The sequence below is a fragment of the Microcoleus sp. OTE_8_concoct_300 genome (assembly GCF_031383065.1).
Taxonomy (GTDB): domain Bacteria; phylum Cyanobacteriota; class Cyanobacteriia; order Cyanobacteriales; family Microcoleaceae; genus Microcoleus.
The window spans coordinates 1-10,520 of record NZ_JANMZH010000176.1; the positions used below are offsets into that span (position 1 = coordinate 1).

Sequence of the window (10,520 nt, forward strand, 5' to 3'; positions counted from 1 at the left end):
GAGTCGATCGCCACAAAAAAAATCGGAGAATTTTCGATAATCTTTAAGTTAAAGTCCCGCTCTTGACGGATAATTTTTTCAGCTTGCTGGCGTTCCTCAATTTCGACCTGCAAGCGGGCATTGATCGAGGCTAGCTCGATCGTGCGATCGACTACTTCAATTTCGAGGGTGCGGTTGTAGTCAGCCAATATTTGCTCTGCCTGTTTGCGAGCCGTGATATCTGTAAAAACATTAAGAACATAAAGGATATTGCCCGCACCGTCAAACACCGGCAGCGCTCGCACTTCCAAACGAATTTTTTGCCCGTTTCGGCGAATTTCCATATCTTCAGCAATCACCTCGAAGCCACTCAAAGCCCGCACAAACGGCATTTGCTCCGCCGGGTACAGTTGATTAGTGCCTGTTATATAAATTTGATAAGCTTGTGGTAGCTCTTGTGCGGTGGCATCGGGCATTTCTCCCCTACCTAATATTTGCTCTCCCGCCGAATTCATGAAAATAACTGCGCCGCGCGGATCGATCGCCGAGACTCCAACGGGCAAATTTTCTACCAGTTGGGCAAATTTTTCTTCACTTTCTGCCAAAGCTTGAAAAGACTTTTTCAGTTGAGCTGCCATCTCGTTGAAAGACTCGGCTAATTCGCCGACTTCATCAAGCCTACTGACAGCAACAGCGCGATCGAACTCTCTGGCGGCGATATCTTTAGCTGCTTCGTTAAGTCGCCGCAGTGGCAGCGTTACCCACCTAGCTGTCAGCATTCCGGCAATTGTCGATAGTAGCAGCGCCACTAAACAAAGTAAAATTGTACTCTGGGTATTTCTGTTAATTTCCCCCAGAAAATCGGATTTGGGAACTGCGATGGCAATCAGCCAGTTCAAACCGTAAATATCAGAAAACGGCAGCACTTCGACAAAATATTCCTGCCCGTGTCGCCTAAATTTCAGTTGCTGCTGCTGCTTAATGTTACCAAAGCCCCCGAAGTGTTCGTACAAATACTCGGCTGCGGTGCGAATGACAGGTGTTTGGCTGTCTAAAACATTCAGCCGCTGCAGTTGCTGCTTTCGGGAGATATTTCTAAAGAGTGATTCTTGACTCGAACTGGCAACCACCAAGCCCGATCGTTCGATGGCGAAAATTTGTCCCGTTTTGCTAAGCTTGATGCCATCGAGATATTGCTGAAGCTCCGAGAGCGAAAAGTCTACGGCACTAACTCCCAGCAATTTACCATTTCGATCGCGAATCGGTTGGCTGGCAGCAATAAAAACAGTCCCGGGAGTAAAACCCGGATAAATGCTCGTCCAAATCGGTTTGTTAGCTGCGACAGCTTCTTTGTACCAGGGGCGTCGGCGGGCATCGTAGGTTGGCGGTTGTGCCTTTAATTTAGCGGTGCGAGTGCCTCTGCCGTCTGTAGCGTAGTAAGTGCTGTGAAAGTTGGTAGACTTCGAGGCTGCGACAATTTGCAAGCTGTTGTCGCTCGGGTTGCGCCAAATGCCGAGATATTCTCCTGATTTTTCAGCACCGAGGGAAATCCACTCAATGCTTTTAAACGATCGCATTTGCTGCCAGAGGAATTTCTCTCCCCGAGGCTGGGGCCTTTCTAACTGTAAGTTTAATTCAGCACGGTCGATCGCTTCAGCATTAAGTTGATTTACCCAGTGGATAGGTTCGAGAAAAGAAGTCAGCTTTTCTTCAACTCTCTTCCCCGTCTCCGCGATCAATTTCTGGGCGAGCTCTTGGACTGCTCTTTCTCCGTTGCGAAAGGACAGATACCCGACAATCCCAACTGCTGCGACGATTTGCAGCACAAAAGAGGCCACTAGAACGTGACGCAGGGGGATTTTTATTGGGTGTTGAGAAGTTTTGCTCGCGAATCGGGGCAAGGGCATAGGCTGGTGACTAATTGCTCCCTAACACTTTAACTGTTGGAGCCTGTAATTTCCCTTACGGGCGATCGAGGCTGTTGGCTTCCCATCAAAATACCTCCCACACACACACAAATCAGGAGCAAGCACGAGACTTATACAATTTTAGATTTTAGATTTTAGATTTTAGATTTTAGATTAAATAATTGGGAGTGAATGAGGAAGCTCGTGCTTTGGAGTTGGCCGACAGTTGCATTCTTTTTTTTTAACTGGTAGTACGCACTGTGGGCTGAGAATACCTCCGCCATTTTCTTGCTTTGTTCGGTTTCGTACCTCAACCGAACCTGGTTCTTGCCTCAAACCTCGACCATCGAAACTCAAAATCATCCCTTAAATCCGCTAAACAATCCCTTGCCGAACATCCATGGGTTACATCCCTTAAATCCGCTAAACAATTCCTTGCCGAACTTCTGTTCAACAGCTACGCGGAAAATCCCCCGCTTCTCCAAACGGATATAACGAGGGGCGAGAATAGGTATTCTCGGAAAATATAAAGCGGTGGCAGTGGCTTTTGTCGAGCCATTGCCATCTATAGAAGCCATACTGTTTTAGGCTCACAGAAAGATGAAAGAGCCAACTCTGTGCTTTCCGTCAATGCTTGAAGTCAAACCAACCAGTTCAAGCTGGAAGTCAAAGCAAGTCGTAAAGGCCTAGGATTCTTCTTCTTCTCGATCGATTTGGCGCAGGTGAATGTGCTTGCGTCCCAGAGAGATTTCAAATTCATCTCCCGGCTGGAGTTCCATTTGTTTCGTGTAGGCGGCTCCAATCAGTAAGTTGCCGTTAGATTGAACGCTAATCCGATAGCTGGCTGAGCGTCCGCCGCGTCCGTTGCCGTTTTGCTTCCCGTCTAGCTGAATGCCTTCTGCATCAATCAGCGCATTCAGGAATTTCATCATGTTGACCCGTTCAACGCCGTTCTTGGTAACGGTGTAGTAGCCACAGGCTCTAGCTTTTTCTTCCTTGGTAAGGTTCTCTAGGTCTTTGACCTTTTTGATCAGACCTTCGCCTTCAAGGGGTTCGATATTTTTCTTTTTAGCCATTTACTGAGTCCTGAAATATTCAACTGGTGTACGGATTTTTTCTCGGTTGGTTTTTGGCGCAGGCCAAGAAACTTTAGCTTTATAGCTGGTCGTAAAACCATATTACACCGATCAGCTCAATTGTTAACCACTATTATCTAAATATTTTTAACAACGTGCAGTCTTTCTTGAGGAGTAGCTGCAGCTTCGGCGAGCAATCTCTAAACTCGGTAGCATAAGCTATCAGCTATCAGCTAGCTGAATATTTGCCCCGCTCTTAAAATCCCATGAAGTTAACCACACGCGGACACTACAGTGTCAAAGCACTACTGGATCTAAGTTTGCAACCTCGCTTTGGTCCGACATCGGTGAAATCGATAGCGAAGCGACAGGAGTTACCGGCTCCGTATCTAGAAAAATTGCTGATTGAAATGCGACGAGCCGGTTTAGTCCAATCTGTTCGGGGCTCTCAAGGAGGATATCAATTGGCCCGCCAGCCCGCTCAAATCTCTTTAGGACAAATCTTAGAGGCTGTAGGTGAAACTATTGAACCTTTACCTCGACATTTTCCCGACGCGACGCAAGCAGAGGACTGGGTAACATTCAGTTTGTGGAACCGATTACACAAAAAACTTGCCGAAGCGCTGTACAGTATTTCCCTCGAAGACTTATACTATGATGTCCGCAGTTGGCAAGCGGCTCTTGGGGAAGAAACTAGCTTTATCATTTAAATGGTAAGTTCATTCATTCGATCGGCAGCAAGCACACATGGACGCAACACTTGTTACCTACTTTGGCGGCACACGCTGCGGAGCTGTCCGCTTCCGTGTCGCCGTTGACAAACACGAAGCATCTGATTGCAACTGCTCAATCTGTAAAAAGAAAGGATTTTTGCACCTCATTGTGCCGCCGGAACGTTTTACCTTGCGAGCGTGGCGAAGATGTTTTGACAACCTATACATTTAATACAGGAACTCCTCAACATACTTTCTGCCGAATTTGCGGCATTCACTCGTTCTATCGCCCCCGATCGCATCCCGAGCAATTCGATGTCAACGTCCGCTGTCTTGACTCAGATGCCATCCAACACTTTCAGATCCTACCCTTTGACGGTGTTAATTGGGAGGAGAACCTACACTTGCTCCGCGACGAAAGTAATCTCAGCAGTTAAAATTGCCGATCAAAAATCTTGCGTCCGCAAGGGTAGGAGTAGTTAAAACCTGCGCTACCATTGCGAGCGCTCCTGCTCTGACAATTAAGGAAGATGGTTCGGGTCCCCGGATTCATCCGTGGAGCGAGAAAAAAGCTCCTCGCTGCCGTGAGCAAGCCCCCGGATTGATCGGTGGGGTCTCTTTCTTCAATTCTCAAATCTCAAATCTCAAATCTCAAATCTCAAATCGATTGACGGACTATCAAGTTTGACACAATATATAATGATGCCGGATGAATTTCCTGTTTTGATTTTAGCTGCGGTATTAGATTATTCGATCGGCGATCCTTGGGGTTGGCCACATCCGGTGCAGGCGATGGGTTGGGCGATCGACCGCTATACTCGATTTGTCTTTAATATATGGAATAATCCCCCAGGGAAAATGCCTACTGCTGGCGATCGTCCCGCTGGCGATCGGCACAAACTGCTGCTACGATGTGCTGGTACAATACTAGCGATCGGGCTGATTCTAGGCAGTTATACTGTCAGTTGGTCGATCATCCAAGCTGCTAGTTGGGTGCATCCTCTTTTAGGTATAGCCCTACAGACCATTTTGCTGGCAAGCTGTTTTGCCGGTCGCAGTTTGAGGGCGGCTGCGGTAGACGTGTTAGCACCTTTAAATGTTGGAGATGTAGTCAAGGCGCGAGAACGGTTGAGCCTTTACGTCGGTCGGGATACCGAAAACTTATCCTCGCCAGAAATTCTGCGAGCATTGTTAGAAACTGTAACAGAGAATGCAGTCGATGGTGTGACAGCACCGCTATTTTATGCCTTAGTTGGGTTCGCTCTGCCGCATCTATTATTAAGTGTTACCGATCGCCAGATCGATCCTAACTCGATGTGGGCAAGTGCGATCGTCCCCTTGGCGATGGCTTACAAAGCAGCCAGCACATTAGATTCTACCGTCGGCTACAAAGAAGCGCCATACACTGATTTAGGATGGTTTAGCGCCAAACTCGAAGACGTGCTGACGTGGATTCCTTGCCGGCTAACAGTGATTACTTTAGCGCTTATATCTGGCAAACCGATTTACATTTGGCAGATTTGTCAGAGAGATGCTGTTAAAGATGCCAGTCCCAATTCCGGTTGGAGCGAGTGCGCCTACGCCGCCATCTTGGGAGTGCAACTAGGAGGTACAAATTCCTATCGTGGAGTTCTCAAACACAAACCGCTGTTAGGCGAGCCGATTCACCCCATCGCAGCCCAGCAAATTGGCCAAGCATTGCAATTAACTCGGTATTGCTTTCTGATTTGGTTGGGACTATCATTGCTTTTTTATACCTTATTATCTTTGAGTCGCTAACTGATGACCTCACCCGAACAGTCCAGGAGGCATAAATAACGTATTTCTGTCATTGTTCGCGCTCTGCCGCATTGCAATCTGGGCATCTGCTTTTCATCCGTTCAGGGTAACTCCAGCATTCGACAGATATCAGCCACCGACAGAAGCAAAAAAAAGTTTTGACCTTAGTTCAAACCCCCAGATTCATCTGTCAAGTCAATCAAAAATCAAAAATCAAAAATCAAAAATTGTTCGATCCGCCAACAGCCAACAATTAGCTCGCAGCAAGCAATGACTAAAATTATCGAAATTTTATCGCCGGATGAAGTGAGGCGCACTCTCACCCGCGTCGCTTCCCAGATTGTCGAAAAATCAGGGCACCCCTCGGAGTTAGTGCTGTTGGGAATTCATAGTAGAGGAGTGCCTTTAGCTCAAATGTTGGCAGATCAAATAGGAGTCCTCGAACAAGTCAAAGTATGCGTGGGTGCTTTGGATATTACGTTTTACCGAGATGACTTGGATCGAGTTGCGATGCGGACACCGGCTAAAACAGAAATTCCTTTCGATTTGACGGGCAAAACCGTGGTGTTGGTAGATGACGTTATATATAAAGGCAGAACGATTCGAGCGGCTTTGAATGCGGTAAACGATTACGGGCGGCCGGAGAAAATTTGGTTGGCGGTATTAGTCGATCGCGGCCACCGAGAAGTACCGATTCAGCCGGATTTTACGGGTAAAAAGTTGCCGACTGCAAAGGAAGAACAAGTTAAGGTTTACGTTCAAGAGCTCGACGGGCGCGACGGAGTGGAGTTAATTAAGGGTTGATATCATTTCCGGTTACACCGGAATGATGTTGACGGTTGACGGTTGACGGTTGACGCCGTGAACAGTCAACAGTGAACAGTCAACAGTGAACTCGAATTTACTATTCCGAGGCTAACGGATTTGATATGATATCGTTGACCAACGATCGCAATAAGAATTTTCCGAGTGCAGTGCGATCTCAGGAGCGAGTCGATCGACCAAGTGTGTAGTTCGCGATCGCACTTGCGACCTCAGAAACCCGGTTTCTTCGTATATTTTTCGTTACTGGTCGCAAAATTTTCGTAGAAACCGGGTTTCTAAGCTGTTGCGGCATTTAAATTGTATGTCAAAAAAAAATCAAAGTCTTGTGGGGTGGGCGTCCCGCCCGCCCTGAATATACAATTTAAATGCGCGACAGCTTAGCCCCCTATGCGCCCAGGACTGGTATCTGCGAAGAAACCTGGTTTTTAGCCAGCGCGCGGAGCGTCCTGATTTATTTTAAATCGGCAGTGCAGGAGTTGAACCTGCCTGGGGCGAATTATGAGTTCGCTGCCTAAACCGCTCGGCCAACTGCCGTTAAATCGATTTGTTCGATCTAACTAATAATGAATAATAACATAATTTCTCAGTCCGTGCTAGAACTAGAGAACAAAAATCAAAATCTTTAGATCTGCTGAGTCCCGATCGCCTGTTAGCCACTAGACGGCGAGCCGATCGACCCGACAAAGCAGTTTCTAGGACTCGGCATAAACTTATAGGCAATGGCAGTGAATTCGACGGTAGTGCTGACTCTAATTCTGCTCGCTCTGATGTTTGGAGCAGGTGTGACGAGTTCTGTTTGGGGATTTACTATAGGTCGGGAAGCCTTGAAAGGAACGACTCAACCCGATATTCGCCCCAGCAACAATGCTGGCAGCGGCAAGCAGGGAACTCAGGCTACCCAAGACCAAGTGAGCATTTTGAAAGAAAAAGACATTCTCACAACCGTCAAAGCGCGGGTAGAAGGTCGCGATCCAGACAAAACAAGGGCTCGAGCAAATACTAAAGCAGACAAGGCAAGCTCTAAACCAGCCACCGCCAAAAAATCGGTGGCGCAAAATCCCAGCGCCAAGTTTCCCCTGAACAGTCGCGACGGGGGAATAACCTTGGAAGTGAGCGCGTCCAGTCAGCGCAGCAATTCCATGCTGCTAGACGTGAGCATGAAAAATGAAGGCTCCCAACCTGTGAGGTTTCTCTACAGTTTCTTGAACGTCACTGACGATCGCGGCCGGGCCCTGAGCGCGAGTGCCGAAGATTTGCCGGCGGAACTCCCCCCCAACGGGCAGGTGTTTTACGGTACGGTGAGTATTCCCACAGCTTTGCTGGAAAATGCTAAAGAAGTTTCGCTGACACTGACAGATTATCCAGGTCAAAAACTGCAGTTGCAAATATCTGGGATTCCAGTGGCGAAGTAAGATAAAAGGAGACAAAACCTCCTGACGGATTCTCAGGTTCGATCGAGAAAGTTGTTTTAGGGAGCATTGTGTCACTTTTAGGGGCGAGAGTGCAGGAGATATCTGATTTACCCGCGATGACTTTGACAGAGGTGCTGTCGCGGTTGCTGTCAGTGCTGTTGCTGATTGCGATTAATGCTTTTTTTGTGGCGGCTGAGTTTTCGATGGTGACGGTACGCCGATCGCGCATCAATCAGTTAGTGGATGGCGGCGATGTGGCAGCTCAAACTGTGCAATCTTTGCAGCAAAGTATCGAGCGATTGCTCTCGACAATGCAGTTGGGCATCACTGTTTCTAGTTTAGCTATCGGCTGGATTGGAGAAGATACGATTGCCGTGCTAGTCAAATTTGCGATCGGCTATTTGCCGCTGCCAACTTACATCAAGTCTGGGATCGCCCATTCTTTTAGCCTATCAATAGTAACTTTTTTGTTGCTAGCTTACCTGCAAATCGTACTCGGCGAACTCTTTCCCAAATCTGTAGCGTTACTGTATTCCGAACAGCTAGCCAGAAGTTTAGGACCTCCGAGTTTATTGATCTCCCGTTTGTTCAATCCCTTTGTGTCGTTGCTCAATCAATCAACTCGATCGCTCTTGCGGTTTGCGGGCATCGAATACGACCTAAGGCACCGGCCTGTTACTCCCGAAGAACTGCAATTAATTATAGCTACCTCGAGCGAATCAAGCGGCTTGGAAGCAGAAAAGCGAGAATTGCTCAACAACGTGTTTGAATTTGGCGAAGTTTGGGTAGAAGAAGTAATGGTGCCCAGGCCGAGTATTGTCGCACTTCCGAAGACGGCCACCTTTCAAACTTTGCTCGACGAAATGGCGATTTCCCACCATTCCCGCTATCCCGTGACGGGAGATTCTTTAGACGACATTATCGGCATTATTGACTTCAAACAACTTGCCAAACCCCTAGCTCAAGGTTTGCTATCTCCCGATACGCCAATTGTAACTTGGATGGGTTCGGTGAGGTTTGTGCCGGAGATGATGCTGCTGGGGGAACTGCTGCCTTTGATGCAGAGTTCGTCGGAAGAAATTGCGATCGTAGTTGATGAATTTGGCGGCATTTCCGGTTTAGTCACGCTGAGGGATTTGATTGCGGAAATTATCGGCCGCAGCTACGAGTCGTCCGACAGTAAAGAAATTGCTTTGCAAGTATTGGACGATCGCACTTTTTTAGTGCAAGCGCAGTTAAATGTAGATGATGTGAATCAAATATTGAATTTGGATTTGCCAGTAACTGACGAATATCAGACAATCGGAGGTTTTCTGAGCTATCATTTGCAAAGAATGCCGGCTGTTGGGGAAGTTTGGCGCACAGAAAGTGTGGAACTTACGGTTGTTTCTGTGTGCGGGCCGCGGTTGGATCAAATTCAAATCCATTTGTTGGAAGGGGCGGCGGGCGATCGAGCTTTGAGTGCAGTTGCAGCAGCGGATGGGGAAGTTGCGGGAAAAGGTCGAAAGAATAGCGGGTTGAAAGGTGTGGCGAAATTTTCGAGTTAAGATTTGGATGGGGAGGGCGATCGAAATAGCACAACTACTCATACCAAATCTTTTGTTTTCATGCCTTATCTCAATTCCGGTTGCATGGGAATTATTAGCCAAAATTAGGAAACGGCAGTGCCGTTTCCCTACAATTAATCGCCGTAGGGAAACGGCACTGCCGTTTCCTCTATATCATTCCAGGGCAGCCAGAATTGATATCAAACCACTACTGGTGTAGATACTCCATAAGCAATAGCAGTGGGAGGGACTTCAAATCCTATAACTTTTGCAATCAAATCTCCTTTGTAGAGAAGATGAGTATCCAAACCCACCTTTTTGAGAGTAGTACCCATTGCAGCTGTGATTTTATCTCCTTCCTGCCAGTCCATAATTTGTGCATAGTCATTTGCACCGTTGCCCACATAGAAATTAACGCCATTTTCATAAACAATGTATCGAACAAATGAGTTCTGACCGGGAGAATGATACAAGAAATCCACTTCACCAAATCCAATTCTTCCCGCTGAATCTACACCTGCACCGCGAAGGATATCAAAGCCATCACCTCCCATGAGAGTGTCATTGCCAAGACCTCCAAAAAGGTGGTCCTTCCCAGGGCTGCCAAGCAGCCTGTCATTGCCAATTCCTCCATACAAAGAGTCATCTCCGCTATCTCCAGTGAGAGTATCATTGCCAAGACCTCCATACAAAGAGTCATTTCCGCTACCTCCAGTGACAGTATCATTTCCAGGGCCGCCAGCAAGCGTGTCATTTCCAAGGCCGCCTGTGATACTGTCTGCTGCCTTCGTTCCTGCGATCAAAACACCCAATTTTCCCGGACTCAACGGATGTTTGATATCTGGTGCTGTCAGCGGAATGGGCATTAAATTAATTCCAGCCAGAGTCGAATCAATGTTGTACCCTACATCTGCCAATACTTTTAGATCCAACTTGGTAATTCCCGTATAGTCAGGAGAGCTAGGGTTAGCATAATTAACTCCAAGCGTGTATGCGGGTACCATCAATTCTGTAACAGACCGCGTGCTTCCTGCTAGTGTATCTTTAGAGCTAGCAGGGAAATGGTCTTCTTTGCTTGGCTCCAGGGAAAGCGGGACACCATTCGGGGTATTTAATCCTTTAAATATAAGAGGATTATGGTAGTAATAAATATGTAGTGATTAGATATTTATTGGCTCAAGACATAGTTGTAATGATGGATAAAATACCAAATAGCACCAATATGGTTTTCTAACTTTTTAGAAAATGAAAGAGTTTTTCTTACGATCCGAGAAACACGTTG

The 10,520-nt window shown here is 47.1% G+C and carries 10 protein-coding genes, 1 tRNA gene and 1 pseudogene; 6 read left to right on the forward strand and 6 right to left on the reverse strand.

The window, feature by feature from the left end:
• The 3 genes from ACUVJL_RS08425 to ACUVJL_RS08435 all read right to left on the reverse strand — a co-directional run.
• Positions 1 to 1,886: cache domain-containing protein (locus ACUVJL_RS08425; protein ID WP_445245431.1), on the reverse strand; the 1,886-nt coding region annotated here is incomplete at its 3' end.
• A gap of 359 nt (positions 1,887 to 2,245) precedes the next feature.
• Positions 2,246 to 2,464 (reverse strand): hypothetical protein, encoded by a 219-nt coding sequence (locus tag ACUVJL_RS08430; RefSeq protein ID WP_445245432.1) that lies wholly within the window; start codon positions 2,462 to 2,464, stop codon positions 2,246 to 2,248.
• 108 nt (positions 2,465 to 2,572) lie between these two features.
• A complete protein-coding gene (locus ACUVJL_RS08435; RefSeq protein WP_332957854.1) occupies positions 2,573 to 2,962 on the reverse strand; it encodes an AbrB family transcriptional regulator in 390 nt (129 codons plus the stop codon).
• 266 nt (positions 2,963 to 3,228) lie between these two features.
• Here ACUVJL_RS08435 and ACUVJL_RS08440 point away from each other — a divergent pair, with 266 nt between their 5' ends.
• The 4 genes from ACUVJL_RS08440 to pyrR all read left to right on the forward strand — a co-directional run bounded on the left by ACUVJL_RS08440 (position 3,229) and on the right by pyrR (position 6,258).
• Positions 3,229 to 3,672 carry an Rrf2 family transcriptional regulator gene (locus ACUVJL_RS08440; RefSeq protein WP_006635345.1) on the forward strand — a complete coding sequence of 148 codons (444 nt, stop codon included), beginning with the start codon at positions 3,229 to 3,231 and terminating at the stop codon, positions 3,670 to 3,672.
• A 215-nt stretch (positions 3,673 to 3,887) separates the two neighbouring features.
• Entirely contained in the window at positions 3,888 to 4,112 is a 225-nt protein-coding gene (locus ACUVJL_RS08445) for a hypothetical protein (protein WP_445245433.1), read from the forward strand.
• Positions 4,113 to 4,374: 262 nt separating this feature from the next.
• Complete coding sequence (gene cbiB / locus ACUVJL_RS08450) at positions 4,375 to 5,454, forward strand: adenosylcobinamide-phosphate synthase CbiB (RefSeq protein ID WP_445245438.1); 1,080 nt, start codon at positions 4,375 to 4,377, stop codon at positions 5,452 to 5,454.
• Between the two features lie 270 nt (positions 5,455 to 5,724).
• Positions 5,725 to 6,258 carry a bifunctional pyr operon transcriptional regulator/uracil phosphoribosyltransferase PyrR gene (gene pyrR, locus ACUVJL_RS08455; protein WP_445245434.1) on the forward strand — a complete coding sequence of 178 codons (534 nt, stop codon included), beginning with the start codon at positions 5,725 to 5,727 and terminating at the stop codon, positions 6,256 to 6,258.
• 482 nt (positions 6,259 to 6,740) lie between these two features.
• Here the strand turns inward: pyrR and ACUVJL_RS08460 are convergent.
• A tRNA-Ile gene (locus ACUVJL_RS08460) sits at positions 6,741 to 6,813 on the reverse strand.
• Between the two features lie 185 nt (positions 6,814 to 6,998).
• Between ACUVJL_RS08460 and ACUVJL_RS08465 the strand changes: the two genes are divergently transcribed.
• Together ACUVJL_RS08465 and ACUVJL_RS08470 are read left to right on the forward strand one after the other, a co-directional pair.
• Entirely contained in the window at positions 6,999 to 7,691 is a 693-nt protein-coding gene (locus tag ACUVJL_RS08465; RefSeq protein WP_445245435.1) for a hypothetical protein, read from the forward strand.
• Between the two features lie 68 nt (positions 7,692 to 7,759).
• On the forward strand, positions 7,760 to 9,238 hold the full coding sequence (locus ACUVJL_RS08470) for a hemolysin family protein (RefSeq protein WP_445245436.1): 1,479 nt from the start codon (positions 7,760 to 7,762) through the stop codon (positions 9,236 to 9,238).
• A 200-nt stretch (positions 9,239 to 9,438) separates the two neighbouring features.
• Here ACUVJL_RS08470 and ACUVJL_RS08475 read toward each other — a convergent pair whose 3' ends face one another.
• Positions 9,439 to 10,242: a calcium-binding protein gene (locus tag ACUVJL_RS08475; RefSeq protein ID WP_445245437.1), complete on the reverse strand. Its 804-nt coding sequence runs from the start codon at positions 10,240 to 10,242 to the stop codon at positions 9,439 to 9,441.
• Positions 10,243 to 10,406: 164 nt separating this feature from the next.
• Positions 10,407 to 10,520: pseudogene (locus tag ACUVJL_RS08480) on the reverse strand (IS1 family transposase); the annotation flags it as partial.